This is a genomic window from Streptomyces sp. NPDC086519 (genome assembly GCF_040686075.1).
GTDB classification, from domain to species: domain Bacteria; phylum Actinomycetota; class Actinomycetes; order Streptomycetales; family Streptomycetaceae; genus Streptomyces; species Streptomyces shenzhenensis.
In genome coordinates, this window is the sequence record NZ_JBFBJL010000013.1 from 142,680 (window position 1) to 168,839 (window position 26,160).

The following is a 26,160-nucleotide window of genomic DNA, read 5'->3' on the forward strand; positions in this document are numbered from 1 at the left end:
ACAGCTTAACAGCGTTAAGGGCAGCCTTGCCGCCAGCAGCACTTAACAACATTAAGGAGATTTGGCGTGGATGTACTGATCGTGGGCGCCGGTCCCACCGGACTCACCCTCGGCATCGACCTGGCCCGGCGCGGGGTGGACGCGATGGTCGTGGAGGCGGGCGAGACGCTGTTCCCTGGCTCGCGCGGCAAGGGGATCCAGCCCCGGACGCAGGAGGTCTTCGACGACCTCGGGGTACACGACGCGATCCGCGCGGCCGGCGGTCCCTACCCGCCCCGGTTGCTCTGGAAAAACGGCGAGCGGCTCGGTACGAAGCCGATGTTCGACGAGGTGACGGCGGACGAGGGCGCGCCGTACACCGATCCGCTGATGGTCGCGCAGTGGCGCACGCAGGAGGTGCTGTACGCGCGGCTGCGGGAGCTGGGCGGCCGGGTCGAGTTCGGGCGCGCCGTGACGGGACTGGACCAGGACGCGCGGGGGGTGACGGTCCGCTTCGCCGACGGTACGACGGCTCGCGCGCGGTATGCGGTGGCGGCGGACGGGGGCCGGTCGGCCGTACGGCGTGCGGTGGGCGTCGGCATGACGGGCGAGTCGGTCGACCCGAGCCCCTTCCTGGTGGCCGACCTGCGGGTACGGGGCCTCGACCGGGACCACTGGCACACCTTCGTCGGCGACGACGGGAACGGTGTGGCGCTGTGCCCGCTGGCCGGCACCGAGGAATTCCAGCTCGCGGCGAGGCTGCCCGAGGGCACGGAGCCCGACCTGTCCCTCGACGGGATACGGCGGCTGGTGACGACGTACACCCATCTCGACGCGGCGGACGTCACCGGGCTGCGCTGGGCCTCCGACTTCCGCCCGCGTGCCGCGCTGGCGGACCGGTTCCGGGTGGGCCGGGTCTTCCTGGCCGGAGACGCGGCCCATGTCCACTCCCCGGCCGGCGGCCAGGGCCTGAACACCAGTGTCCAGGACGCCTACAACCTGGGCTGGAAGCTGGCCGCCGTCCTGACGGACCGGGCCCCGGAGGCGCTCCTCGACACCTACGAGGAGGAGCGCCGGCCGAACGCGGCCGCCATGCTGGGGCTCTCGACCCGTGTCCACCACGGCGAGGTACGGCGGGGTGAGGCCACGGTCCAACTGGGCATCGGCTACCGGGAGTCCTCGCTGACCGAGGAGACCCGGGCGAACCCGGGACCGGTGCAGGCGGGCGACCGCGCACCCGACGGGCGCAACGCGGACGGGGTGCGGATGTTCGACGCGTTCCGGGGGCCGCACTGGACCCTGCTGACGCCGGAACCGGTGGCCGGCGTCCGCGGTCTGCCGGCCCCTCGGTCGTACGGACCGGGTGTGTTCCTGGTCCGCCCGGACGGCTATGTGGGCTGGGCGGGCGAGACGACCGCGGGCCTGCGGACGTACGCGGCGCGCACCGGGGCCTTCGGCGTCGACGCGGATGCCGATGCCGCGTAGGGCCGGGCGGACACAGCCCGGTGCGCACGGCCCTCGGTGCGCGGCTCACGCCGCGGCCGGGCCGGGCGGGCGCTGGTGGCTCAGGCGCTGGCCAGCGTCAGCTTCACCGCGAACCCGAGGAACAGCACCCCCGTCGCCGAAGTGGCCGTCGCCGACATCCGCCTGCGGCGGCGGAACGCCTCGGCCAGCCGGGTGCCGCTGAATATCAGGACGCTGAGGTACAGGAAGCTGGCCAGCTGGGCGAAGGCGCCGAGGACGACGAAGGACAGTGCCGGGTAGGCATACCCCGGGTCCACGAACTGCACGAAGAAGGCGATGAAGAACAGGATCGCCTTCGGGTTGAAGAGGCTGATCACCAGGGCGCGGCGGTACGGGCGCTCCTGCGCCGGGGCGGCGGCCGCCCGGGCGGTCTGCTCCGCCGCCTGCTCCTTCCGCGACCGCCACATCGACCAGGCCGCCCGCAGCATCCCTGCCGCCAGCCAGGTGAGGTAGCCGGCGCCCGCGTACTTCACGATCCCGAACAGCACGGCGTTGGCCTTGAGCAGCGAGGCCACCCCGGCCGCCGACAGTGTCATCAGCACGGTGTCCCCGCACCACACACCCGCGGCGGCGGTGTAACCGGCCCGGATCCCCTGCCGGGCGGCCACGGACAGCACGTACAGGGAGTTGGGACCGGGCAGCAGGACGATCAGGACGAGTCCTACCAGATAGGTGGGGAGGTCGATGACACCGAACATGAGAAGCAGTGTCGCACGCGCGTCCGACAACACCCCCGGGGGCGTACGTCAGGACGCACCCGTCAGACCACGTCCGCCAGACCCCGTCCGCCAGCACGCGCCGTCAAAATGCGCCGTCAGAACGCGCCGTCAGAACGCGTTCGTCGGGACGTACACGCCCCACACCTCCCGCAGCGCGTCGCACACCTCGCCCACCGTGGCCCGCGCGCGCAGCGCCTCCTTCATCGGGGGCAGGACGTTGTCGTCGCCCCCGGCGGCCTTCCGCAGGGCGGTGAGGGCGGCGGCGACGGCCGCCCGGTCGCGGTCGGCGCGCAGCAGGGCGAGGCGCTGCGTCTGCCGGGCCTCGATGGCCGGGTCGACGCGCAGCGGCTCGTACGGTTCCTCCTCGTCCAGCCGGAAGCGGTTGACGCCGACCACCACCCGCTCCCCCGCGTCGGTCTCCTGCGCGATGCGGTAGGCGTTCCGCTCGATCTCCCCCTTCTGGAAGCCGTGCTCGATCGCCGCCACCGCGCCGCCGAGGTCCTCGGCCCGCCGCATCAGATCGAGGGCCGCCGCCTCCACGTCGTCCGTCATCCGTTCCACGGCGTACGAACCGGCGAAGGGGTCCACCGTCGCCGTGACGTCGGTCTCGTACGCGAGCACCTGCTGGGTGCGCAGGGCCAGGCGCGCGCTCTTGTCCGTCGGCAGCGCGATCGCCTCGTCGAAGGAGTTGGTGTGCAGCGACTGGGTGCCGCCGAGGACCGCGCCGAGGGCCTGGACCGCCACCCGGACCAGGTTCACCTCCGGCTGCTGGGCCGTCAGCTGGACGCCGGCCGTCTGGGTGTGGAAGCGGAGCATCAGCGACTTGGGGTTCCGCGCGCCGAACTCGTCCCGCATCACCCGCGCCCAGATCCTGCGGGCCGCACGGAACTTGGCCACCTCCTCCAGAAGCGTCGTGCGGGCCACGAAGAAGAAGGAGAGGCGGGGTGCGAAGTCGTCCACGTCCATGCCGGCCGCGACCGCCGTGCGCACGTACTCGATGCCGTCGGCGAGCGTGAAGGCGATCTCCTGCGCGGGCGAGGCACCGGCCTCGGCCATGTGGTACCCGGAGATGGAGATCGTGTTCCAGCGCGGCATCCGCGTCCGGCAGTACTGGAAGATGTCGGCGGTCAGCCGCAGGGACGGCTTGGGCGGGAAGATGTACGTGCCCCGCGCGATGTACTCCTTCAGGACGTCGTTCTGGATCGTGCCGGTCAGGGCGCCCGCCGGTACGCCCTGTTCCTCCGCCACCAACTGGTACAGCAGCAACAGCACGGCAGCCGGGGCGTTGATCGTCATCGAGGTCGACACCTGGTCCAGCGGGATGCCGCCGAACAGCACCCGCATGTCGTCGACCGAGTCGATCGCCACCCCCACCTTGCCGACCTCGCCGTGCGCGAGGGGCGCGTCGGAGTCGTGGCCCATCTGGGTGGGCAGGTCGAAGGCGACGGAGAGACCGGTGGTGCCGTGCGCGATGAGCTGCCGGTAGCGGGCGTTGGACTCCGCCGCGGTGCCGAAGCCGGCGTACTGGCGCATGGTCCAGGGGCGGCCGGTGTACATCGTCGGGTACACGCCCCGGGTGTAGGGGTACGACCCCGGGTCGCCGAGTTTCCCGGCCGGGTCCCAGCCCGCCAGGTCCCCGGGGCCGTAGACCGGCTCGATGGGCAGTCCGGACTCCGACTCACGGGCCATGTGGGTGACCTCCGCAGCACGCCAGTACGCCGATATGCCGAATTCCCGGCACGTCTGTCAGTTCCCACCATGCCCCCTTGTTCGGCGACGGTCATGCGGGGAAGCATCCTCGGCATGAAGGTCTCGGGGTACTCAGGGATCCTGGCCGCCGTGCTGGCCGTGCTGTGCGGGTGCACCGTGCGGGCGCCCGACGGCGGTGACGCCAAGGGGCACTCGCCCGTCCACATCGACCTCCCGCACAGCTCCGCCTCCACCTCGGTCTCCCCCTCCGCCTCCGCCCCGGCCACCGCCCCGGCGCCGAAGCCGACTCCGTCCGCGGTGGAGACCGTGCCGCCGCACATCGTCTTCACCCGCGGCGACACCGGCACCGGCGTCCGCGAGCTCCAGGCCCGGCTGCGCCAGGTCGCCTGGCTCTTCGACGGGCCGACGGGGACCTACGACGACCTCACCGCCGAGGCCGTCAAGGGCTTCCAGGGCAGGCGCGGGCTGCCGCCAACGGGTGAGACCGACGCCGTGACCTGGCGGCGGCTGGTGCAGATGACGCACCGGCCGGGGAAGTGGGAGCTGTACCTGATGGGCGGTCAGCCGGCCGCCGCGCCCGATCCGCGGTGCCTGACCGGGCGGGTGCTGTGCATCAGCAAGACCAGCCGGACCCTGCGCTGGATGATCGACGGGCGCACGGTGTCGACGATGTCGGTGCGGTTCGGGGCGCAGTACACCCCGACCCGTGAGGGTGTGTTCCACGTCTACTGGAAGTCCCGCCACCACGTGTCGACGCTCTACCACTCCCCCATGCCGTACGCGATGTTCTTCAGCGGCGGCCAAGCGGTGCACTATTCCTACGACTTCGCGGCCCGCGGCTACGCGGGCGGCTCGCACGGGTGCGTCAACGTGCGGGACGAGGCGGCGATCGCGGACCTGTTCGCGCAGGTGAGGAACGGCGACAAGGTCGTCGTCTACTGGTGAGCGCGTGAGGTGGGAAGGACGTTCGGGGCGCGGGCGGGACCGGGGGAACGTGTCCCGCCCGCGCCGATGCACGAGCCGCAGGTACGGGGGGAACCCCGGCTCTGTGCGACGGCCGATGACCAGTCGGCTCATTCAGTACTGCGTCACCGCCGCCGAAAACGTCACTCCCTGCGGGAAAAAAGTTCAGCGACTTTCAAAGCCGCAGGTCACAGCGGTGCGTAAGGGTCAAAGTGCGCTGTATGTGGGGCTGGGCGAGGTGGCGGGCCGGTTCGGCAGCAGGGGCGCGAAGCCGGTCGGGGCGGGGGTGGCCCCTCCGTCCTGGTGGTGGTCGTTGCCCCTGCCCCCGCCGGTGCCCCGGCCGGGCCAGCCCTCGTCGTCGCCGCCCGAGCCGTTGCCGTCACCCTGGCCGCCCTGGCCGTCGTTCTCGCCGCCCTGGCCGTTGCCGCCGCCCTTGTCGTCACCGGAGGACTCACCCTTGCCGTTCAGTCCGGTACCGAGGACGGCCCTGCAAAACCTGTTCACCCGGCCGGCGCCGCCCGCCAGGCCCTCCAGGGCCCGCTTGCGCTCGGCGCCCAGCGACTTGCCGTCCTGGATCGCGCGGCAGGAGGTCAGCGCGCCGGTCCACCCGCCGACCGGGAGGCCGGGTGAGCCGGTGTCCCGGTTCGTCGGCTTGCCGGACGAACCGGGCGAGCTCTGCCCGGAGCCGCCGGACGCGGCATCGCTGGAGGGAGTGCCGGTCTCGCCGCCGAGCAGGGACTCGGGCGACTGCGAGCCCTGCGGACGTGCGGGGGTGCCGGCGGCCGAGACGGAGGCGGCCGGGCCGGGCCGGTTGTCGTCGAACGGCGTCGGCAGCACCCCGGTGCCCGCGGCCACCGCGATCCCGCCGAGCATGCCGGCGGTCAGCGCGGCGGCGAGGCCGAGCCGCGCGGGGCGGAGCCGGCTCGGGACCCGGGGCGGCCGGGCACCGGCGGCGATACGGAAGAGACCCGCGTCGGCGTCCGGCCCGCGCCCGCCGGACTGCGCGGCCCCGGCGTCCTCGGCGGATTCGCGCGCTTTGCGGAAGGCAGCCAGCGCGGCTTCCTCGCCGGGGAGTTCGGCGGTGGCCGGCGCGACCCGCGCGGAGAGCGCGCCGAGCGCCCCGGCGAGACGTTCTGCCTGGTCACGGGCGGAGGCGTCGACAGCTTCCAGCGACTCACCGCGCAGCAGACGGTCCGCCGTCACCCGGTTCAGCCACGTGTACTGCTCGTCGGCCATCACATGTCCTTCTGCGTCCGCGAACGCGTATGCGTCACACTGGCGGACGTCGCCGCACGATCATTCGGTTCTCGCTGGGGCGGCAGCGCGTCGAGGACGCCCACCGCCTCGGCGTCGGCGCCCAGCAGTTCCGCGAGCTTCCTGAGACCCCGGTGGGCTGCCGTCCGCACCGCCCCGGCCCGTTTGCCGAGGGTCTCGGCGGCGGTCTTGGCGTCGAGACCCATGACGACCCTGAGGACGACGGCCTCGGCCTGGTCCTGCGGCAGCCGGGCGATGAGGGAGAGCGTGGAGACGGTGGTCAGCGCCTCGATGGCCTCGCCGGCGGTGTCCGAGTCGGCGGCCCGCCCGGCCAGTTCGGTCTCGTCGCCGCCGATCGCGGGGCGGCGGCCGCGCATCCGTATGTGATCGAGGGCACGGTTGCGGGCGATCCGGGCGGCCCAGCCGCGGAACCGGTCCGCGTCGCCGCTGAACCGGTCGAGGTCACGGGCTATCTGCAGCCAGGCCTCTGAGGTGACGTCCTCGGCGTCCGGGTCGCCGACCAGCGTTCGGACGTATCCGAGCAGGCGTGGCTGGACCGCGCGATAGACGATGCGGAACGCGGTCTCGTCCCCGCCCTGTGCCGCACGCACCGCGGCGGTCAGCTCCGCGTCGTCCCCCAGCACCCGTTTTTCCCTACTTTGCGCCTAAACCGGCGCCGCTCTCGCGGTCGTGGTTCTTCGCCGTCGTGGTTCCTCGATTGATGGTTGCGGTGTTCGGGACCGCAGATCGTCGCGGTGGTCGTATGCGTCCTCCGCGGCCCGGCGCGAACTGCACGTTACGACCTGAAACCGCTCGCCGTCCACGTCAGTACAAAGCGCAACTAACTCGTGACGCCCTGAGGTGTGACAGAAAACGCAGTCATGGCGCTGTACAGAGTACGGGCCGCCGCGCGGTCCGTACCGCGCGACGGCCGGGGCCTCTCCTGTGGGGGGTGGCGGCCCCGGCCGTTGCTTCGGTTCTTCCGCACCGCTGGGGTTTTGCGGTCCGCAGGATTCTCCCGCGTGGCAGCTCGCCGAGCGAGCAGACCTCCGCCGTCCGCTCTCCCGTCGGCACGTCCACGGGTGGCGAGTGACGAGTGACGAGTGACGAGTGACGTTTAGTCAGGACCGGACGCTGAGCCTAAGCGTGGCCTGTGTGAAAGGTGTGACAGGCCTGACAGTGATGGTCCTTTTCTAGGGGTGGGGACGAGTGAGTCCACGCGGTAAGCGTGCGTACAGACCGTTGAGCACGAGGCGACGGGCGTGGCTGACGCTCGGTGCGGTGGTCCTGGGCGGCGGGGGTGTGGTGACGTACGCCGTCGCCAGCCCGTCCGCCGGCCACGGAACCGGCGGGCAGGCCAGACGGCCGGTGAAGGTCTACGACCTGGCGCTGAAGGGCACCACGAACGGCAAGCGGGAGCTGCCGCGCACGGACACCCGGCAGTTCTCGCTGCTCGGCGTCTCCTGGACGGGGGCGACGAAGCGGCTGCACGGCACGGCCCAGGTGCGTACCCGGAGCGCCGAGACCGGGCAGTGGAGCGCCTGGCACGGTCTGGAGGCGGCCGACCCGCTGGAGGACCCGGAGGCCGGCCCCGACGCGCGCGGCGCGTCCGAGCCGGTGTGGGTCGGCCCCTCCGACGGCGTCCAGGTCCAGGTCGTCGGCCGGGACGGCGCCACCCGTGCCGGTCTGCCCAGGGGACTCCAGGTGAACCTGGTCGACCCGGGGGTGGTGACCGCCGCCGAGACCAGGGCGGAGCCGGCCGCGTTCGTGGCGGACGCCACCCCGGGCGACAGCACGTCGCCGACGGACTCCGCGTCACCCGGCGCCTCCGCCTCCCCGGCCGACTCGGCTTCCCCGGCGGATTCCGCGTCGCCCGCCGGGTCCGTGACGCCGGCCGACTCCGCGCCGGCCACCGGCTCGGCCTCCCCGAGCGACTCCGCGTCCGCCGCGCCGACGGACAGCGCGTCCGCGAGCCCGTCGGCCTCCACGCCTGTCGCGCCGCCGTCCACCGTGCCCGAGCCGCCGATCGTCTCGCGGGCCGGTTGGGGCGCCGACGAGTCGCTGAGCCCGGACCCGTCGGACTACAACGCGGACGTGAAGGCCGTCTTCGTCCACCACACGGACGGCACCAACGACTACGCGTGCTCGGATTCCCCGGCGATCGTCCGGGGAATCTACGCGTACCACACGCAGACCGAGCACTGGAACGACATCGGCTACAACTTCCTGGTCGACAAGTGCGGCACGATCTTCGAGGGCCGCAAGGGCGGTGTGGACCTGCCGGTGCTCGGCGCGCACACCTACGGCTGGAACCGGGAGTCGGCCGGTATCGCGGTGCTCGGTGACTACACCTCGGCCGGCGCCACGGACGCGGCTCTGGCGTCGATCGCCCGGATCGCGGCCTGGAAGCTCGGCCAGTACGGCGCCGACCCGGCCGGCACCGTCAAGCTCACGGCGGGCGCGACCCAGACCAACTACTTCGGCACCGGCTTCACTTCGGGCACCGCGTACACCTTCAACCGGATCTCCGGGCACCGCGACGGCTACAACACCCAGTGCCCCGGCAACTCGCTCTATCCCCAGCTGCCGACCGTCCGCGCCTGGGCGTCCGGCCCGGTGCAGGGCCTGAAGCTCACCTCGCTGTCCGGTGCGAGCGCGTCCGGCTCGACGTACTACACCAAGGGAGCGATCACGGCGAAGTGGTCGACCACCACGCCGGGTTCGCTGATCTCGAAGTTCGAGCTGCTGGTGGACGGCAGGACCGCCGCCACCGCCTCCGGTACCGCGACCTCGGCCGGCGCCACGCTCGCCGCGGGCAGCCACACCGTGGCCGTACGGGCCGTGCACCAGTCCGGCAAGACCACGACGACCGCCGCACTGACCGTCGTCACCGACACCACGGCGCCCACCTTCACCACCGCGCCGAAGCTCTCCCTGCGCACCGGCACCGTCAGCACCACCGCCGTCCCGGTCACCCTCGGCTGGAAGGCCACCGACAACGCGGCCCTGAAGTCGGTGAGCCTGCTGTCCCCGACGACGGCCGCCTTCGGCCCGGCCACGACCGGCTCCAGCCGCACCGCCCAGCCCGGCACCGCGTCCACCTGGTCGATGAAGGCGTACGACTACGCGGGCAACACCCGCACCTCCTCCGCCTCCTTCACCCCGGTGATCCTCCAGGAGACGTCGGCCGCCAAGGCCGGTACGTGGACGGCCCGGTCGTCCACCAACTACCTGGGCGGCACGTCCTACTCCAGCGGCTCCAAGGGCGCGAGCCTGACCTGGACCTTCACCGGCCGGTCCGCCTCCTGGGTGGTCTCGCGGGCGTCCACCTCGGGTCAGGCCTACGTCTACGTCGACGGCACCAAGGTGGCGACCGTCGACCTGAAGTCCACGACGACCTCGTACCGCCAGGCGATCTGGACCAGGACCTGGTCGTCCAGCGCCCAGCACACCGTGAAGATCGTGGTGGTCGGCACCAGCGGCCGTCCGACGGTCACGACGGACGGCCTGGTGTACCTCAAGTAGTTCTCAGGTGGCCGACTCCACCGGTTCGGGCGTCCGCTCCCGCGCTGCCTGCGGGGTGGGCGCCCGGTCCGCGTTCACGACCACCCCGGCGACCAGGGCGCCCAGCAGCAGCGCGGCCATCGCCCACCAGGTGGCCACGTTGAAGCCGTGCACCGCGGCCTTCGCCGCCAGCAGCGCCCGGTCCGGAACGGCCGCGGCGTGCGCGGTGGCGTAGCGGGTGGTGACGCTCGCGGCGATGGTGTTGAGGAGTGCCGTACCGATCGAACCGCCCACCTGCTGGGCGGTGTTGAAGGTGGCCGAGGCCGCGCCCGAGTCCCGTGGGGCGACGTTGCCGGTGGCCAGCGAGACGGAGGTCATCATCGCCGTGCCCATGCCGAGGCCGAGCATCAGCATGCCGGGCAGGATGTGCGAGGCGTACGCCGGTTCGACCCCGACCTGGGCTATCAGCGCCAGCGCCCCGGCCGCCAGCAGCAGCCCGGGCACGATCAGCATGCGGGGCGGGACCCGGTGCAGCAGCCGGGCGGCGACCTGGGTGGAGCCGGTGACCATGCCGACGGTGATGGGGAGATAGGCGACGCCGGTCTTCACGGGCGAATAGCCGAGGACGCGTTGCATGTAGTACGTCAGGAAGAGGAAGACGCCGAACATGCCGACGGTCACCAGCAGCACGGTGAGGAACGAGCCGATGCGCTGCCGGTCCCGTACGACGGTCATCGGGAGCAGCGGGACCCGGGCGCGGGTCTGCCAGTACCCGAAGAGGCCGAGCAGCGCCACTCCGCCGGTGAGCAGGGCCAGGACCAGGCCGTCACCCCAGCTCCGGGACTCCGCCTCGGAGAAGCCGTAGACCAGGGAGAGCATGCCGGCCGAGCCGAGCAGGGCGCCGGGGACGTCGAGGCGGGCGTCGGGATGGCGGCCGCCGTCGGGCAGCAGGACCCAGGCGCCGGCGAAGGCGACCAGCGCGATCGGCACGTTGACGTACAGGCACCAGCGCCAGTCCAGGTACTGGGTGAGGAAGCCGCCCGCGAGCAGCCCGACCGCGGCGCCCGCGCCGATGATGGCGCCGAAGATGCCGAACGCCTTCCCGCGGTCCTTCGGGTCGGTGAACGTCGTCGCGAGCAGCGACAGCGCGGCCGGGGCGAGCAGCGCGGCGAACACGCCCTGCAAGGCCCGCGCCCCGAACAGCATCCCCTGGTTGACCGCGGCGCCGCCGAGCGCGGAGGCGGCCGCGAAGCCGACCAGGCCGGTCATGAACGCCACCCTGCGTCCGGCCAGGTCGCCGATCCGGCCGCCGAGCAGCAGCAGCCCGCCGAAGGCGAGGGTGTAGGCGGTGATCACCCATTGCCTGTTGCCGTCGGACATGTGCAGAGCGACCTGGGCGGAGGGGAGCGCGATGTTGACGATGGTCATGTCGAGCACGACCATCAGCTGGGCCAGGGCGATGACGACCAGGGCCCACCAGCGTCGGTTGTCGGCCATGGGGCAATCGTGCTCCGCCACCGGCCTGTTGGGAACGGCCGCGTCTCCTATTTCGGTGTTTTTTGCCGGGCCTCCGGCTAGGGCCTGTTGCGAAAGTGGCGTCGTCGCCCGGAGGGCGGCCGCGCGGCGTCCGGTGCGTGCTCTGGGCGTCCCCCCGGCCGAAGGCTGGCGGAGTGCCGCCCGAAAGCCCTCGTACCGGGCGTACTCGGGCTTTCGGGCGGTGCGGCGGGAGGGCACGCCGGACGCCGCGCGGCAGACGGCACTTTCGCAACAGGCCCTAGCCCAGCGCGTCCCGGCACAGCAGTCGCAGTGAGCCCTGGCCGCGGTAGCACCGCCGGGCCTCGTCGATCGGGTCCCACAGCCGGCCGTCGGGGGTGCGGATCCAGTGGTCGCCGCCGGACGCCCACCACTCGGCGCCGGCGTGACGGACGATCACCTCGCCGGCGTAGGCCCCGAAGCCGCGCAGCATCTCCCGGACGGCGTCGTACGGCGCGCCCTCCCGGCGTATCTCCTCCACCATGCGGTCGACCCGCCACAGGCTCTGCGCCGAGTAGTCGAGCCGGACCCGCGCGCCCTCGCGCATCATGGCCACCGCGTCCGCCGCCCACCGGGCCGGTCTCACGGCGGCGTGCGGCCTGGTCCGCCGCGGCGCTGTCAGGTGGTCGTCGGGCAAGTGATCGTCAGGCAGGTGTTCGACGGTCAGGTGGCCGGCTGTCGCATCGTGGGCTGTCACATAGGGAAAAGCGAGGCCGACGGCGGTTTCGTCACCCGTACACAGGGGGGTTGCGGCAACCGGCGCAGGACCCGCGCACCGCCGTCACGAATGGTTCACCCGAGCCCGCGGGCCCGCCGTGAGACCACCGCGCGCAGCACCCGGCGGCCCTCGGTGGAGACGTCCAGCGCCCGCCGCAGCCCGGCCGCGCCGTGCTCCGCCAGCAGTTCGAGCACCGTGACCTGACGGCGCAGTTCGGCGGCGACCAGCGGGGACATGCCCTCGGTGCCGCCCTCCCGGCGGGAGTCGACCGAGGGTGCCGCGTCCTCGGCGGGGTCGAGGAGCCGATGGATCTGCAGCGAGGCGACGGAGCAGGCGTCGGCCCACAGGCGGATGTCCGCGGCCTCCCGCGACTCGGGCGCGGCGTCGAGCATCCGCCGGGCGAGGGCCTGGGCCTCCCCGGCCCGGTCGTCGCGCTCGGCGCCGGCGCCGAGCGAGCCGCGCGCCTTCTCCAGGCCCGGGCCCCAGTCGGAGCCGTCGGCGAGGCTCGCCCACAGCGGCCGCAGGACCAGGTCGTCGCCGCCCAGCAGCGGCACGCACCGATCCAAACAGGCCAACCCGCTGGCGGCCAGTCCGCGTTCATCGGCCTGAGCGATCAGCTCCACCAGGCTCATCCCACGCCTCCCAGAAACGGTACATACCAAGGCACCCATGCGCACGGAGCCCGCACTTTCCCTGACTGCGTGCGACGGTACGGCACTGTCACACAGGCAGGACACCCAGGATCCACAGGAGTCCGAAGAATGCGTTTTCGGCCAACAGTGTGTCAGGGTCGGAGGCGGCGGGCCGGGGGGCAGGGCGCGGCCGGAGCGGTGGCCGCCGACGCCTTCCCGTGCCGCATACGGATGAGCATCTCCCCAGTCATGGCATGACCCTGTCAAGTCGGGGAAGCGGTAGAGCGCGGGACCCTCCCCGGCCCGCGCGCGGAAGGCGGAACGTACGGCCCGTCACCGCCGTACGTCCACCGTGATCCCCTGTCAGCCCAGTCGGTTCGCGAGGGCCTTGAAGTCCGTCCAGGACATCGTCGGGGGGTTCGGGTCCCAGAGTTTCTGGATGGTGGCCCGCAGCGGCATCCGGATGCCGGCCGCCACCTGGTCCTGGGTCTGGGAGCCCGCGAGGTCGCACCAGACGGCGAAGGAGCCGCCGAGGATCTGGGGTTCGTACCGCGCGGCCACGGCCGAGGTGCCGCGCAGCATGCGCGGGATCCACTGCTCGTAGATCCGCTGTCCGGTCGGATAGACGAAGGTGTTGGGCTCGCCGAGGACGTAGTAGAGGTACTCGTCGTTGTAGTTGAGGACCTTGCGGCCCGCCCTCAGGTACTCCACGGGCTGCCGGGCGCCGTACTCCTTGCCGGTCCAGTAGCCGGCCTGGAGGTCCTCGGCGGGCTGCACGGAGGTGCCGCGGAAGAAGCCGTCGTTCCAGGCCCGCATGGTCCGCTCGTGGGCGCGGACGGTGTCGGCGCGGGCGTTCAGCCAGCCGGTGGCGAGGTCGGCGACGGTGGCGCCGGAGCCGTACTCCCGCCGGGCGGCGGCCGCCAGCTGCGGGTAGGAGGCCTGCGGGTTCGCGACGGTCAGGGCCTGGTACTCGTCGCCGCCGAGGTTCCAGTAGGAGCCGGGGAACAGGTCGGCGTACTCGTCGAGCAGATCGTCGACGAGCTTCGCCGAGGCGTCCTTGGAGATGTCGATGGCGCCCCGTGTGGCCACGCCCTGCGCGTTGCGCAGTTGCAGCTCCGGGTGGGCGGCGAGGACGGCACCGAGGTGTCCCGGCGAGTCGATCTCCGGCACGACCTGGATGTGCCGGGCGGCGGCGACCGCGACGATCTCCTTCACCTGCGCCTTGGTCAGGTGGTCCCGGGAGACGATCTCGGGGTGGGTGTCGGACTCGATCCGGAAGCCCTGGTCGTCGGAGAAGTGCAGCCCGAGCTGGTTGAACTTCAGGTCGCCGAGTTCCCGTATCCGCGACTCTATCCAGCCCGCGGTGAACGGCTTGCGCGCGATGTCGAGCATGAACCCGCGCTGCGGCTTGGCCGGCTGGTCCCGCACGACCCCCTCCGGGGCCGTACCGCCGCCGTGCACCTCCTGCTTCAGCGTCCGGGTGCCGTAGAAGACGCCCGCGTCCCCGGGCCCGCTGATCCGGACCGACCCGCCGCGCACGGTCATGGTGTACGACTCCGGGTCCCCGCTGCCGCCGAGGTCGAGCCGCAGGTCACCGGGCCTGACGTCGTCGGCGGCGCCCTTCTGCCCGGCGTACGACAGGCCCAGCTCGCTCGCCGTCAGCCGTCCCTCGTCGGCCAGCGCCGCGTTGCTCACCACGACCCGGCCGCCCGGCCGCGGGCGCCAGCCGGGGCCGCGGGCCGCGGTGTGGGAGCGGACGGCGGGGATGGTGCGGGGCGCCTGCGAGAGGGGGTAGCTGCGGGTCGGCGTGGGCGCGGGGGTCGCCGCCCCGGAACGCGCCGGAGACGAGGCGGCCCGCGCGCTCGCGGAGGGCTGCCGGGCCGCCCCGTCGCCGCCGCCCGAGGTGGCCCATACGCCGATGCCCGTGCCGAGCGCGACGGTCCCCGCGAAGGCCGCGGCGACTATCACCGCCCGCCTTCGCGCGCCCTGCCGTGCCGACGGCCTGCGCCTGTGCTGGCTCACGGCTACAACTTACGACGCGCCAGCCCCACGAGCGTCACCGACCCAATCCGAAACTCTCCCGTTCGGGTGAAATTCAAGCAACCATCGGACACGCCGTGAACGTCCTCTATAACGTCGACGACACATCTCTCACAGCATCCCCTGCCACACCGCCCGTGACGCGAGGACCCACGCTGCCCGCCCACCGTCTGCCCCCTCTCCCCGCCCCGCTGGACGCCTTCAACGCCGCCCCGGACGACGAGGCCGGCGCGCTGCTCCTGCACTGCCTGCACAGCCCGCGCTGGTCCCACCGCATCGCCGCCCACCGCCCCTACCCCGACGTCGAATCCCTCCTGGCGGCAGCCGACGAGGCGGCGTACGACCTGTCGCCGGAGGATCTGTCCGGGGCCCTGGCGGGCGAGTGCCTGCCGCCGGTGCCCGACGGCACCTACTCGGCCGCCCACACCGCGCTCAGCGCGGCACACGCGGCGTACGAGGCCCGCTTCGGACACGTCTTCGTCATCTACCTGGGCGACACGCCGCCCGCCGAATCCCTGGACCGCGTCCTGGAGGGCATCCGGTCACGTTTGACAAACGATCCGGAGGAGGAACGGGTTGTGGCGGCGGAGGAGCTACGGCGCCTCGCCGGGCAACGGCTCGCCGAGAAACTGAGGGGCGCGGGGCCGTGCCCCTCAGCGGCTCCGCCGCGATGGGGGTCCCCCCGCTCCAGCGCAGTCGAGAGTGGGGGAGCGACCAGCCCGAACGGCGCCGCACCCGGCAGATGACCGCACGGACCGTCCTCGGCCCCCCGCCGGCGCTCACCCATCCGCGTGCCACTTTGATCACACCGGTAGGCCCGGCGTAAGCCCGGCGCCGGCGCATCGCTACGATGCTGAGGGCCGGTGGACCGTACCCGGCCGGGCCCGACCGACACCCACAAGCCGGCGCGGCCCCGATACCCCGCTCCCGGAGGGACTTCCGTGCCGGCTGGAACGCTGTACCGCGGCCGGGAAGGAATGTGGTCCTGGGTGGCTCACCGAGTCACCGGCGTCCTCATTTTCTTCTTCCTGTTCGTTCACGTGCTGGACACCGCTCTCGTCCGCGTCTCCCCCGAGGACTACGACAAGGTCGTAGCCACGTACAAGACGCCGATCGTCGCACTGCTGGAGTACGGCCTCGTCGCCGCCATCCTTTTCCACGCCCTCAACGGCCTGCGCGTCATCGCCGTCGACTTCTGGTCGAAGGGCCCGCGCTACCAGAAGCAGATGCTCTGGACGGTCGTCGGTGTCTGGGTCGTCCTGATGGCCGGGGCCATTTACCCCGTTCTCGGCCACGCCGCTCGTGTCCTGTTCGGGAGCTGACGCCGATGTCGACCACTGAAACCCCCGCTGCCGGCGTCGGCCCCGTCGAGGGCGCCCCCCTCTTCGACGTCGACAACCCGGCCCCCCTCATCGAGGCCCCGCGCAAGCGCACCAAGAAGACCCCGCGCTCCACCCGCGGCAACTTCGAGATGGCCGCCTGGCTGTTCATGCGCCTGTCCGGTGTCGTACTGGTCGTCCTGGTCCTCGGCCACCTGCTGATCCAGCTGGTGCTCGACGGCGGCGTGTCGAAGATCGGCTTCGCGTTCGTGGCCGGTCGCTGGGCGAGCCCCTTCTGGCAGGTCTGGGACCTCCTCATGCTGTGGCTCGCCATGCTGCACGGAGCCAACGGTCTGCGCACGATCATCAACGACTACGCGGAGCGCGCGAACACCCGGCTGTGGCTCAAGGGCCTGCTCTACACGGCCACGGTGTTCACCATTCTGCTGGGCTCGCTGGTGATCTTCACCTTCGACCCGAACATCCGCTAGGCACGGGGCTGCGAGAATCATGAAGATCCACAAGTATGACACCGTCATCGTCGGCGCCGGCGGCGCGGGCATGCGCGCGGCCATCGAGTCCACGAAGCGCAGCCGCACCGCGGTCCTGACCAAGCTCTACCCCACCCGCTCCCACACGGGCGCCGCGCAGGGCGGTATGGCCGCCGCGCTCGCCAACGTGGAGGAGGACAACTGGGAGTGGCACACCTTCGACACGATCAAGGGCGGCGACTACCTGGTCGACCAGGACGCCGCCGAGATCCTGGCGAAGGAGGCCATCGACGCCGTCCTCGACCTGGAGAAGATGGGCCTGCCGTTCAACCGGACCCCGAACGGCACCATCGACCAGCGCCGGTTCGGCGGCCACAGCCGTAACCACGGCGAGGCGCCGGTGCGCCGGTCCTGCTACGCGGCCGACCGCACCGGCCACATGATCCTCCAGACGCTGTACCAGAACTGCGTCAAGGAGGGCGTGGAGTTCTTCAACGAGTTCTACGTCCTGGACCAGCTGATCACCGAGGTCGACGGCGTCAAGAAGTCCGCCGGTGTGGTCGCCTACGAGCTGGCCACCGGCGAGATCCACGTCTTCCAGGCGAAGGCCGTCATCTACGCCTCCGGCGGCTGCGGCAAGTTCTTCAAGGTGACGTCGAACGCCCACACGCTCACCGGTGACGGTCAGGCGGCGGTCTACCGCCGCGGCCTGCCGCTGGAGGACATGGAGTTCTTCCAGTTCCACCCGACCGGCATCTGGCGCATGGGCATCCTGCTGACGGAGGGCGCCCGCGGTGAGGGCGGCATCCTGCGCAACAAGGACGGCGAGCGCTTCATGGAGAAGTACGCGCCGGTCATGAAGGACCTCGCGTCCCGTGACGTCGTCTCCCGCTCCATCTACACGGAGATCCGTGAGGGCCGTGGCTGCGGTCCCGAGGGCGACCACGTCTACCTCGACCTCACCCACCTCCCGCCGGAGCAGCTGGACGCGAAGCTCCCGGACATCACCGAGTTCGCGCGCACCTACCTCGGCATCGAGCCGTACACGGACCCGATCCCGATCCAGCCCACCGCGCACTACGCCATGGGCGGCATCCCGACCAACGTCGAGGGTGAGGTCCTCATCGACAACACCACCGTCGTCCCGGGCCTGTACGCGGCCGGCGAGGTCGCCTGTGTGTCGGTGCACGGCGCCAACCGCCTCGGCACCAACTCGCTGCTCGACATCAACGTGTTCGGCCGCCGGGCGGGCATCGCGGCCGCCGCGTACGCGCACGGTCACGACTTCGTGGAAATCCCGGAGAACCCGGCCGAGTTCGTGGTCTCCCAGATCGAGCGGCTGCGCACCTCGACGGGCAACGAGCGGGTCGCCACGCTCCGCCGGGAGCTGCAGGAGACCATGGACGCCAACGTCATGGTGTTCCGCACCGAGCAGACGATCAAGACGGCGGTCGAGAAGATCGCGGAGCTGCGCGAGCGCTACAAGAACGTCTCGGTCCAGGACAAGGGCAAGCGGTTCAACACGGACCTGCTGGAGGCCATCGAGCTCGGCAACCTGCTCGACCTCGCCGAGGTCATGGCGGTCTCCGCGCTGGCCCGCAAGGAGTCCCGCGGCGGTCACTACCGCGAGGACTACCCCAACCGCGACGACGTCAACTTCATGCGCCACACCATGGCGTACCGCGAGGTGGGCGACGACGGCACCGAGTCCATCCGTCTCGATTACAAGCCGGTCGTCCAGACCCGCTACCAGCCGATGGAGCGTAAGTACTGATGGCAACCCCCGTTCTGGACAAGGCGGACGCGGCCGGCCAGCCCGAGCCCGGCTTCGCCGACTCCCCGTACATCACGGTCACCTTCCGGGTCCGCCGCTTCAACCCGGAGGTCTCCGCGGACGCCGTCTGGGAAGACTTCCAGCTGGAGATCGACCCGAAGGAGCGCGTCCTCGACGGCCTCCACAAGATCAAGTGGGACCTGGACGGCACGCTGACCTTCCGCCGCTCCTGCGCCCACGGCATCTGCGGCTCGGACGCGATGCGGATCAACGGCAAGAACCGCCTCGCCTGCAAGACCCTGATCAAGGACATCAACCCCGAGAAGCCGATCACGGTCGAGCCCATCAAGGGCCTGACGGTCCTGAAGGACCTGGTCGTGGACATGGAGCCGTTCTTCCAGGCGTACCGGGACGTCATGCCCTTCCTCATCACGAAGGACACGAACGAGCCCACGCGTGAGCGGCTTCAGTCGGCCGAGGACCGTGAGCGCTTCGACGACACCACGAAGTGCATCCTCTGCGCGGCCTGCACGTCCTCGTGCCCGGTCTTCTGGAACGACGGCCAGTACTTCGGTCCGGCCGCCATCGTCAACGCGCACCGCTTCATCTTCGACAGCCGTGACGAGGCGGGCGAGCAGCGCCTGGAGATCCTGAACGACCGCGACGGCGTGTGGCGCTGCCGCACGACCTTCAACTGCACGGACGCCTGCCCTCGCGGCATCGAGGTCACCAAGGCGATCCAGGAAGTGAAGCGGGCGCTGATCACGCGCCGCTTCTGACCCTTCCGCCAGGACCACCTGGGCCCCGCTTCCGGTTCCGCACCGGGGCGGGGCCCTTGTCGTACCGCTCGGCGCTCAGGTTCCGGGTGCTCCCACGGGACGGAGTCTCGCCCGGCCCATCAGCCTGCCCAGGGGGGACCAGGGATGCCTCACCTCAACGAGTGATCACGGCACCGGTCCCCGTTCGGCTCCCACGACCCCGCGATCGCCGCATCTAACCTGACGTCATGTCAGATGACGAGTCCTACGAACTGCTCGGGTTCGACAACGTGGTGATGCCCGTCGGGAGGCTCGCGGACGCCGTCGCCTTCTACGAGCGGGCCGGGTTCACGGTCGGGTTCCGGTTCGACGAGGGCGGGATCGCCCTGTTGAAGGTCGGGGGCGAGACGCCCGGGATCCTGCTGCGGGCCGAGGAGGGGCTCGGGCACCGGCCGGCGGTGTGGGCGTCGCCGCGTGTGTGGCTGGAGGTGCCGGACGCGCGGGGCACGGCCCGGCGGCTCAAGGAGGCCGGGATCGCGGTGCTCGACGAGCCGTTCTCCGTGGCCACCGGCTGGACCGTCGAGGTCGCCGACCCCTGGGGGAACATCATCGGCTTCACCGACTACGGCAAGCGGCCGGAGCTGGCGCGGCGAGCGTGAACGGGGTCACTCCGCAACGGAGTTGAACGTGTTCAAAAGCAGGTCTACAGTCATCCCCGTCAGCGTTTTGAACGCGTTCAAGAAGGGGTGGGGCATGGACCGCACGGTCATCGCCTACGTCATCTACCTGCTCGTCAGCATCGGTCTGACCATCTGGGTGGCCCGCACGCTCAGCCGCAACGGACGGGTCTTCCTCGCCGACGTCCTGCACGGCAACGAGCAGCTCGCCGACGCCGTCAACCACCTTCTGGTCGTCGGCTTCTACCTGGTCAACCTGGGCTTCGTCGCGCTCTACCTGCACACCAGCGACGCGATCGACGACACCCGGGGCATCTTCGAGGCACTGTCCGCCAAGCTCGGCGTCGTACTGCTGGTGCTCGGTGTGATGCACCTGGGCAACGTCTACGTGCTCAACCGGATACGGCGCCGCGGGATCATGGAGAAGGAACAGCTCCCGCCGGTCCCCCCGCAGGGCTGGACCGCACCGGCGGCCGGGGCGTGAGCGCCGTGACCACGACCGCCGACCGGGACGCCCTGCGCGTCCCGGTCCACGGGCTCACCGTCCTCTACGACGCCGAGTGCGGCCTCTGCACCTTCCTGCGCGACTGGCTCGGGCGCCAGCCGCAGCTGGTGCCGCTGGACCTGGTCCCGGCGGGTTCGGCCGAGGCCCGACGGCGCTTCCCGGACCTCGACCACTCGGCCACCCTCGACGAGGTCACCGTGGTGGGCGACGCGGGGCAGGTCTACCGGGACACCGCCGCCTGGATCGTCGTGCTGTGGGCGCTGCGGGAGCAGCGGCCGCTGGCCCACCGGCTGAGCACACCGGCCGGGGCCCGGCTGGCCCGGGGCGCGGTGCTCGCCGCCGCCAGGTGGCGGGGCGCGCAGTGGGGCGGGAAGGTCTACCGGCGCGAGGACGTCGACAGGGGCGGCGCGAAGCGCCTCGTTGAGGGGCGGTGGTCGGGCGACGGGTGGGAGTACGACCCGGGTCTCGGGTGGATCTACGACCCGCCGGGCTGTGACGGCGGCGTCTGCGCCACTCGTTAGGCTCTGTCCGTGTCCGCGAAGAACGACGGTCCCGTCGAGGCCGGTGCCCAGAGCAAGTCCGAGCAGACCCGCGCGCTGATCCTGGAGACGGCGATGCGCCTGTTCCGGGAGCGCGGCTACGAGAAGACCACGATGCGGGCCATCGCCACGGAGGCCGGGGTCTCCGTCGGCAACGCGTACTACTACTTCGCCGGCAAGGAACACCTGATCCAGGGCTTCTACGACCAGCTCGCCGCCGAGCACCGGGTGGCGGTCCGCGAGGTCCTGGCCAAGGAGACCGACCTGGAGGCGCGGCTCGCGGGCGTGCTCACGGTGTGGCTGGACATCGCCCGGCCGTACCACGAGTTCGCGATCCACTTCTTCAAGAACGCCGCCGACCCCGACAGCCCCCTCAGCCCCTTCTCCCCGGAGAGCGAGCACGCGCGCGAGGAGGCGATCAGTGTGCATCGAGAGGTGCTGGCGGGGGCGAAGACGAAGGTCGCCCCCGAACTGCGGGACGTGCTCCCCGAGTTGATGTGGCTCTCCCAGATGGGCCTCGTCCTGTACTGGATCTTCGACCGCACCGAGGGCCGCGAGCGCAGCTACCGGCTCGCCGAACGGGGAGCCCGGCTGACCGCGCGAGGCGTCTCCCTCGCGCGGTTCCGGGTGCTGCGGCCCCTGGTGCTGGAGGTCCACGAACTGTTCACGGACTTCCTGCCGGGGATGACCCGGGTCCTGCCGGATCCGTCGGCCAGGACCAAGGACTCGGCTAGCTGACCGCGTCCACCTCGTCCCCGGTGAGCTCCACGTCGTACACCAGCGGCCCCTCGGTCACCACCGTCACGTGCCGGGCCCGCGAGCCGTACGACGCCGAGGTCACCGCCAGCAGGTAGGTGCCGGGCGCCGGGACGGAGAGGATGTAGGAGCCGTCCGCCAGGGAGGTCACCCGGTCCAGTTGGCGGCCGCCCTTGGACATGAGGGTCACGGACGCGTTCTCGACCGGCCCGCCGTCGGCCGTCCGGATGAAGCCGTGGATCGCCGTGGCCGGGCCGCCGGGAGCGGTCGGGTGCGGAGCCGGCTCCTCCTCCTTCGGCTCCACCGCGAGGTGCGGGAGCCGCTTGTCGAGCCAGACCGGCAGCCACCAGTTGGACCTGCCCAGCAGGTGCATCGCCGCCGGGACCAGGGCCGTACGGAGGATGAAGGCGTCCAGCGCGACCGCCGCCGCGAGGCCCACGCCCGCCGTCGCCGCGCCCGAGTTGCCGCTGAGGACGAAGGCCAGGAAGACGCAGACCATGATCAGGGCCGCGCTGTTGATGACGCGGCTGGTCTCCGCGAGGCCCACCCGGACCGCCCGCGCGTTGTCCTTCGTGTGCACCCACTCCTCGTGCATCCGGCTCACCAGGAACACCTGGTAGTCCATGGAGAGGCCGAAGAGCAGGGAGAGCATGATGACCGGGAGGAACGCGTTGATCGGGCCCTCCTTGCCGAGACTCAGCAGGTCCAGGCCCCAGCCCCACTGGAAGACCGCCACGAGGACGCCGAAGGAGGCGGCCGCCGCGAGCAGGTTCATCAGCGCGGCCGTCAGCGGGACGACCAGGGAGCGGAAGGCGACCAGGAGCAGCAGGAAGCCCAGGGCGATGATCGTCCCGATGAAGAGGGGCAGACGGTCGCCGGTGACGGAGGCGAAGTCCTTGGAGACCGCCGTCACGCCGCCCACGTGGGCCTGCGCGCCGGCCTTCGGGATGACCTGGTCACGGATGGTGTCGATGAGGTCGTCCGTCGCCTTGGACTGGGGGGAGGTGGTCGGCACCACCTGGATGACCGTGACACCCCGGGACGGGGGCAGCTCGGCCACCTGGGCGATCCCCCGGGTCGACTGCAGGCCCTCGACCAGCTTCGCCGTGTCGCCGCCCGCGCTCACCACCTGGAGGGGGCCGTTGAAGCCGGGGCCGAAGCCCTCGGCGAGCAGGTCGTAGGCCTTCCTGGTGGTCGTGGAGGCGTCGTCGTTGCCCTGGTCGGTGGCGCCGAGGCGCAGGGAGAGGACGGGGATGGCCAGGACCGCCATGACCACCACGGCCAGCAGCGCGATGCGGCGCGGGCGCTTCTCGACGTTCGCCGACCAGCGGGCCGCGAGACCGCTCGCCTTCTCCGGCTCGGGGCCCTCGGCGGCCAGCCGGCGGCGCTGGCGGCGGCTGAGGACGCGCGGGCCGAGGAAGCCGAGCAGGGCGGGAAGCAGGGTGGTGGCCGCGAGGACGCTGAGGACGACCGTGAGAGAGGTGCCGATCACCACGCCGTCCAGGAAGCGCAGCCTCGTGACCAGCATGCCGGCCAGCGCGATGCAGACCGTGCCGCCCGCGAACAGCACCGCACGGCCCGAGGTGTTGAGGGCGGTGACCGCCGACTCCTCGGGGTCCAGGCCGCGCAGGATGCCGCGCCGGTGCCGGGTGACGATGAACAGGGCGTAGTCGATGCCGACGCCGAGGCCGATCAGGGAGGCGAGCAGCGGCGCGATGTCGGGGATGTCGGTGGTGTGGCTGAGCAGCTGGGTGGAGAACAGACCCATGCCGACGCCGAAGACCGCGATCGCGATGGGCAGGGTCATCGCGAAGAACGAGCCGAAGGCGAGGAACAGCACGACGGCCGCCGCGACGATGCCGACCATCTCGGACAGGCCCTGCGGCGGTTCCTGGACGCGCTGGATGGCCTGGCCGCCCACCTCGACCTGAAGGCCGGGGCGTTCGGCGGCCCGCGCGGTGTCGAGGACCTTCTGCACCTGCTCCTTGGGGATCTCGTTCGCGCGCTTGGTGAAGGTGAGCTGGGCGTACGCGATCGTGCCGTCCTTGCTGATCTGCGCCGCTCCCCGGGCGCCCGCGTAGGGGCTGGTGACCGCGCCCACGCCGGGCAGCTTCGCGATCCTGTCCAGGGCCGGCCCGATCCGGTCCTGGACCGCCTTGTCCCTGACCGAACCGCTGCCGGCCTTCCACACCACCGTGTCCGTGTCACCGGAGGTGGTCGGGAAGGCCTTCTCCATCAGGTCGTACGCCGTCTTGGAGTCCGTGTCGGGGAGGGAGAACACGTTCGCGTAGTTCGTGCCCGCCGCCGAGGCCGAGAAGCCCACGCCGACGAGTGCCCCCACCCACAGCAACAGGACCACCAGCCGGTGCCGATAGCACCACCGTGCCAATGCCGTCACGCTCAACAGCTCCTTGTCGTAGATCACTTCGGTCGGTTGGTCCCCCAGGTCCTGGGCAACAGCATCGGCAGCGGGCCGCGTGCCGGGACACGGGACGCGCATGACTCTCAAGGAACTCCAAAGCTGTGCGCCCCCGGCTGTCGGCGGCGGCGCCGATACTGGGGGCATGACGGCTCCAGGCAGCACCGTGCTGATCGTGGAGGACGAGCCGAGCATCGCGGACGTCCTCGCCATCGCCCTGCGCTACCACCGGTTCGAGGTGATGACGGCCGGTACGGTCCGGGACGCCCTCGCGCTGGCCGAGCGCACCCGGCCGGACGCGGCCCTGCTCGACGTGATGCTGCCGGACGGCGACGGCCGCGCCCTCGGCCGCGAGCTGCGCGCCCGCCGCCCGGACCTGGCGCTGGTGTTCCTCACCGCGCGGGACGCCCCGGCGGAGATAGTCGGGGCGCTCGGCTACGGCGACGACTACATCACCAAGCCGTTCAACATCGACGAGGTCGTCGCCCGGATCGGCGCCGTGCTGCGCCGCACCCGCCCGGCGGACGTCATCCAGCAGCGCCCGCCGCTGCGCTACGGCGACCTGGAGCTGGACGAGACGACGTACTCGGTGCACCGCGCCGGCCGCACGGTCGAGCTGACCCCGACCGAGTACGCGCTGCTGCGCTTCCTGGTGCGCAACGGCGGCCGGATCGTGCCGAAGGAACAACTGCTCAGGCACGTCTGGCAGTACGAGCACATACCGTCCGAGTCGACCGTCGTGGAGACCTACATCAGCTACCTGCGGCGCAAGCTCGACGCCCTGGGAGCCCCGGTGATCACCACCCGGCGGGGCGTCGGATACGGCCTGACATGAGCCTCGGCAAGCGCCGCCACCGGCACGGCCTGCACTCGCTGCGCGGCAAACTCACCCTGGCCAACGTCGGGCTGCTGGCCGTCGGCATCGTGGTGGCGACCACCGTGAGCATCATGGGCATGCGGCTGTACCTGCTCGAACAGACGGACTCCGAACTGCTCAAGATGCGATCCTCCCTGGGCAGTTCGGGACTGACCCTGCGGCAGGTGGACTCCCTGGGCGCGCTCGGCCTGATCCGTGACCGGATCACCCCCGGCGAGTCCGACCCGACCCCGGACTCGATCTTCACGGTCATCGACGCCAGGGGTGACGCGATCTCCGTCTTCGACATGAAGCCGACCCGGGCCCAGCGCGCCCTCGCGGCCGCCGTGTCCGACCCGCACGCCCTCGCCGCCGCGCCCGAACCGCGCGACCTCGACGTGCGCGGCGCGTCCTACCGGGTGACGGCGACCCGGCTCACCGACGGCCCCTACATCCTGCTGGCCACCTCGACCGAGCTGCTGGACAAGGGCATAGCCAAGGCGCTGAAGCTCGACTTCGCGGTCGGCTCGCTGCTGCTCGCGCTGCTGTGCTGTCTGACCATGTACAGCGTGCGGCAGCGGCTGCGGCCGCTGGAGGACATGGTGGAGACCTCGTCGGCGATCGCCGAGGGCGACCTGACCCGGCGGGTGCCCTCCAGTGAGCATCCGACCGAGGAGGTCGAGCAGTTGCGGCTGGCCCTCAACGCGATGCTGCACCAGGTGGAGACGGCGTACCGGACCCGCGAGCGCAGCGCGGCCCAGCTGCGCCGGTTCGTCGCCGACGCCTCGCACGAGCTGCGCACGCCGCTCGCCGCCATCCGCGGCTATCTCCAGCTGTACGAGAAGGGGATGCTGAGCGAGCCCGGGGAGCGACGGCGGGCCTGGGACCGGATGCACGGGGAAGTGGACCGGATGGGCCGCCTGGTGGACGAGCTGCTGCTGCTCGCCCGGCTCGACCAGCGGCCGGAGATCCAGTTCCGCAACGTCGACGTGAGCCGGCTGGTGCGGGACGCGGCTCAGGACCTGCGGGCGCAGCAGCCGGGGCGGCCGGTGGCCGTGGAGGCCGACGGGGCGGTGCTGGTGCGGGGCGACGAGTCGGGGTTGCGGCAGGTGCTGGGGAATCTGTTGGCCAACGTCCGTACGCATACCCCGGTGGAGGCGGCCGTGCGGTTGGGGGTGGAGCGGGCCGACGGGGTGGTGCGGGTGTGGGTGGCCGACGAGGGGCCGGGGCTCGGGGAGGAGGACGCGGGGCGGATCTTCGACCGGTTCTTCCGGGTGGGGAGTGCGCAGGGGAGCGGACTGGGGATGGCGATCGTGCAGGGGGTGGTGGAGGCGCATGGGGGTGAGGTCTGTGTGCGGACCTCACCCGGGGAGGGGCTGGCGGTGACGGTCACGTTGCGTTGCGTTGCGTCTGAGTCTCGGGTGCGGGTGGGCGGGGGTTGAGCGCGCCCACGCGGCGGTAGCCGCATGCCGTCTGCAACCCCGCGCCCC

Annotated in this window: 23 protein-coding genes; 14 read left to right on the top strand and 9 right to left on the bottom strand. The window is 71.6% G+C overall.

Annotated elements, in window-relative coordinates:
• The first annotated feature begins 66 nt into the window (after positions 1–66).
• Complete coding sequence (locus AB0P24_RS15135) at positions 67–1,464, top strand: FAD-dependent monooxygenase (protein WP_365793952.1); 1,398 nt, start codon at positions 67–69, stop codon at positions 1,462–1,464.
• Between the two features lie 80 nt (positions 1,465–1,544).
• Here AB0P24_RS15135 and leuE read toward each other — a convergent pair whose 3' ends face one another.
• Entirely contained in the window at positions 1,545–2,201 is a 657-nt protein-coding gene (leuE, locus tag AB0P24_RS15140; RefSeq protein WP_365793954.1) for a leucine efflux protein LeuE, read from the bottom strand.
• Positions 2,202–2,330: 129 nt separating this feature from the next.
• The gene (locus AB0P24_RS15145) at positions 2,331–3,911 is read right to left on the bottom strand and encodes a methylmalonyl-CoA mutase family protein (protein ID WP_365793956.1); all 1,581 of its coding nucleotides are present in this window, start codon (positions 3,909–3,911) and stop codon (positions 2,331–2,333) included.
• A 114-nt stretch (positions 3,912–4,025) separates the two neighbouring features.
• On the opposite strand from AB0P24_RS15145, the gene AB0P24_RS15150 reads away from it, so the two are divergent.
• The gene (locus AB0P24_RS15150) at positions 4,026–4,877 is read left to right on the top strand and encodes a L,D-transpeptidase family protein (protein WP_365793958.1); all 852 of its coding nucleotides are present in this window, start codon (positions 4,026–4,028) and stop codon (positions 4,875–4,877) included.
• A 225-nt stretch (positions 4,878–5,102) separates the two neighbouring features.
• Here the strand turns inward: AB0P24_RS15150 and AB0P24_RS15155 are convergent, their stop codons facing one another.
• Positions 5,103–6,131: a hypothetical protein gene (locus AB0P24_RS15155; RefSeq protein WP_365793960.1), complete on the bottom strand. Its 1,029-nt coding sequence runs from the start codon at positions 6,129–6,131 to the stop codon at positions 5,103–5,105.
• Positions 6,131–6,793: an RNA polymerase sigma factor gene (locus AB0P24_RS15160; protein ID WP_365793962.1), complete on the bottom strand. Its 663-nt coding sequence runs from the start codon at positions 6,791–6,793 to the stop codon at positions 6,131–6,133. The genes AB0P24_RS15155 and AB0P24_RS15160 overlap by 1 nt, the downstream gene beginning before the upstream one ends.
• A gap of 598 nt (positions 6,794–7,391) precedes the next feature.
• On the opposite strand from AB0P24_RS15160, the gene AB0P24_RS15165 reads away from it, so the two are divergent.
• The gene (locus AB0P24_RS15165) at positions 7,392–9,674 is read left to right on the top strand and encodes a peptidoglycan recognition protein (protein WP_365793964.1); all 2,283 of its coding nucleotides are present in this window, start codon (positions 7,392–7,394) and stop codon (positions 9,672–9,674) included.
• A 3-nt stretch (positions 9,675–9,677) separates the two neighbouring features.
• On the opposite strand, the gene AB0P24_RS15170 is transcribed toward AB0P24_RS15165, so the two are convergent.
• From AB0P24_RS15170 to AB0P24_RS15185, 4 genes are all read right to left on the bottom strand, one after another.
• Complete coding sequence (locus AB0P24_RS15170; RefSeq protein WP_365793966.1) at positions 9,678–11,150, bottom strand: DHA2 family efflux MFS transporter permease subunit; 1,473 nt, start codon at positions 11,148–11,150, stop codon at positions 9,678–9,680.
• Between the two features lie 277 nt (positions 11,151–11,427).
• Entirely contained in the window at positions 11,428–11,808 is a 381-nt protein-coding gene (locus AB0P24_RS15175) for a hypothetical protein (RefSeq protein ID WP_365794030.1), read from the bottom strand.
• A 170-nt stretch (positions 11,809–11,978) separates the two neighbouring features.
• Entirely contained in the window at positions 11,979–12,536 is a 558-nt protein-coding gene (locus AB0P24_RS15180) for a hypothetical protein (protein ID WP_365793968.1), read from the bottom strand.
• A gap of 363 nt (positions 12,537–12,899) precedes the next feature.
• Positions 12,900–14,558 (bottom strand): glycoside hydrolase family 20 protein, encoded by a 1,659-nt coding sequence (locus AB0P24_RS15185; protein ID WP_365793969.1) that lies wholly within the window; start codon positions 14,556–14,558, stop codon positions 12,900–12,902.
• 155 nt (positions 14,559–14,713) lie between these two features.
• Between AB0P24_RS15185 and AB0P24_RS15190 the strand changes: the two genes are divergently transcribed.
• The 9 genes from AB0P24_RS15190 (at position 14,714) to AB0P24_RS15230 (ending at position 21,377) form a co-directional block, all read left to right on the top strand.
• The gene (locus AB0P24_RS15190; protein WP_365793971.1) at positions 14,714–15,322 is read left to right on the top strand and encodes a 2-oxo-4-hydroxy-4-carboxy-5-ureidoimidazoline decarboxylase; all 609 of its coding nucleotides are present in this window, start codon (positions 14,714–14,716) and stop codon (positions 15,320–15,322) included.
• A 195-nt stretch (positions 15,323–15,517) separates the two neighbouring features.
• Positions 15,518–15,898, top strand: coding sequence for a succinate dehydrogenase, cytochrome b556 subunit (gene sdhC, locus AB0P24_RS15195; protein ID WP_043406142.1), 381 nt, complete (start codon positions 15,518–15,520; stop codon positions 15,896–15,898).
• A 5-nt stretch (positions 15,899–15,903) separates the two neighbouring features.
• On the top strand, positions 15,904–16,386 hold the full coding sequence (locus AB0P24_RS15200; RefSeq protein WP_189265798.1) for a succinate dehydrogenase hydrophobic membrane anchor subunit: 483 nt from the start codon (positions 15,904–15,906) through the stop codon (positions 16,384–16,386).
• Between the two features lie 19 nt (positions 16,387–16,405).
• Entirely contained in the window at positions 16,406–18,160 is a 1,755-nt protein-coding gene (gene sdhA / locus AB0P24_RS15205) for a succinate dehydrogenase flavoprotein subunit (RefSeq protein ID WP_365793974.1), read from the top strand.
• Positions 18,160–18,939 (top strand): succinate dehydrogenase iron-sulfur subunit, encoded by a 780-nt coding sequence (locus AB0P24_RS15210; RefSeq protein WP_365793976.1) that lies wholly within the window; start codon positions 18,160–18,162, stop codon positions 18,937–18,939. Before sdhA ends, AB0P24_RS15210 begins: the two co-directional genes overlap by 1 nt.
• Positions 18,940–19,166: 227 nt before the next feature.
• Positions 19,167–19,577, top strand: a complete 411-nt coding sequence (locus AB0P24_RS15215; RefSeq protein ID WP_181807210.1) for a VOC family protein — start codon at positions 19,167–19,169, stop codon at positions 19,575–19,577.
• Positions 19,578–19,671: 94 nt separating this feature from the next.
• Entirely contained in the window at positions 19,672–20,079 is a 408-nt protein-coding gene (locus AB0P24_RS15220; protein WP_365793978.1) for a hypothetical protein, read from the top strand.
• Complete coding sequence (locus AB0P24_RS15225; protein ID WP_365793980.1) at positions 20,076–20,621, top strand: DCC1-like thiol-disulfide oxidoreductase family protein; 546 nt, start codon at positions 20,076–20,078, stop codon at positions 20,619–20,621. Before AB0P24_RS15220 ends, AB0P24_RS15225 begins: the two co-directional genes overlap by 4 nt.
• Before the next feature lie 9 nt (positions 20,622–20,630).
• A complete protein-coding gene (locus AB0P24_RS15230; protein ID WP_365793982.1) occupies positions 20,631–21,377 on the top strand; it encodes a TetR family transcriptional regulator in 747 nt (248 codons plus the stop codon).
• Here AB0P24_RS15230 and AB0P24_RS15235 read toward each other — a convergent pair.
• Positions 21,370–23,784, bottom strand: coding sequence for an MMPL family transporter (locus AB0P24_RS15235; protein ID WP_365794032.1), 2,415 nt, complete (start codon positions 23,782–23,784; stop codon positions 21,370–21,372). The two genes, AB0P24_RS15230 and AB0P24_RS15235, sit on opposite strands and share 8 nt — an antisense overlap.
• Before the next feature lie 175 nt (positions 23,785–23,959).
• Here AB0P24_RS15235 and AB0P24_RS15240 point away from each other — a divergent pair, with 175 nt between their 5' ends.
• Both AB0P24_RS15240 and AB0P24_RS15245 read left to right on the top strand, forming a co-directional pair.
• Positions 23,960–24,649: a response regulator transcription factor gene (locus AB0P24_RS15240; RefSeq protein ID WP_234535435.1), complete on the top strand. Its 690-nt coding sequence runs from the start codon at positions 23,960–23,962 to the stop codon at positions 24,647–24,649.
• A complete protein-coding gene (locus tag AB0P24_RS15245) occupies positions 24,646–26,112 on the top strand; it encodes a HAMP domain-containing sensor histidine kinase (protein WP_365793984.1) in 1,467 nt (488 codons plus the stop codon). Before AB0P24_RS15240 ends, AB0P24_RS15245 begins: the two co-directional genes overlap by 4 nt.
• The last annotated feature ends 48 nt before the right edge of the window (positions 26,113–26,160 follow it).

Excerpts from the sequence above, each read along its gene's own strand:
- AB0P24_RS15145 (WP_365793956.1), bottom strand. The coding sequence starts at position 3,911 with ATGGCCCGTGAGTCGGAGTCCGGACTGCCCATCGAGCCGGTCTACGGC.
- AB0P24_RS15240 (WP_234535435.1), top strand. The coding sequence starts at position 23,960 with ATGACGGCTCCAGGCAGCACCGTGCTGATCGTGGAGGACGAGCCGAGC.
- AB0P24_RS15245 (WP_365793984.1), top strand. The coding sequence starts at position 24,646 with ATGAGCCTCGGCAAGCGCCGCCACCGGCACGGCCTGCACTCGCTGCGC.
- leuE (WP_365793954.1), bottom strand. The coding sequence starts at position 2,201 with ATGTTCGGTGTCATCGACCTCCCCACCTATCTGGTAGGACTCGTCCTG.
- AB0P24_RS15150 (WP_365793958.1), top strand. The coding sequence starts at position 4,026 with ATGAAGGTCTCGGGGTACTCAGGGATCCTGGCCGCCGTGCTGGCCGTG.
- AB0P24_RS15200 (WP_189265798.1), top strand. The coding sequence starts at position 15,904 with ATGTCGACCACTGAAACCCCCGCTGCCGGCGTCGGCCCCGTCGAGGGC.
- sdhA (WP_365793974.1), top strand. The coding sequence starts at position 16,406 with ATGAAGATCCACAAGTATGACACCGTCATCGTCGGCGCCGGCGGCGCG.
- AB0P24_RS15215 (WP_181807210.1), top strand. The coding sequence starts at position 19,167 with ATGTCAGATGACGAGTCCTACGAACTGCTCGGGTTCGACAACGTGGTG.
- AB0P24_RS15210 (WP_365793976.1), top strand. The coding sequence starts at position 18,160 with ATGGCAACCCCCGTTCTGGACAAGGCGGACGCGGCCGGCCAGCCCGAG.
- AB0P24_RS15170 (WP_365793966.1), bottom strand. The coding sequence starts at position 11,150 with ATGGCCGACAACCGACGCTGGTGGGCCCTGGTCGTCATCGCCCTGGCC.
- AB0P24_RS15180 (WP_365793968.1), bottom strand. The coding sequence starts at position 12,536 with ATGAGCCTGGTGGAGCTGATCGCTCAGGCCGATGAACGCGGACTGGCC.
- AB0P24_RS15220 (WP_365793978.1), top strand. The coding sequence starts at position 19,672 with ATGGACCGCACGGTCATCGCCTACGTCATCTACCTGCTCGTCAGCATC.
- AB0P24_RS15155 (WP_365793960.1), bottom strand. The coding sequence starts at position 6,131 with ATGGCCGACGAGCAGTACACGTGGCTGAACCGGGTGACGGCGGACCGT.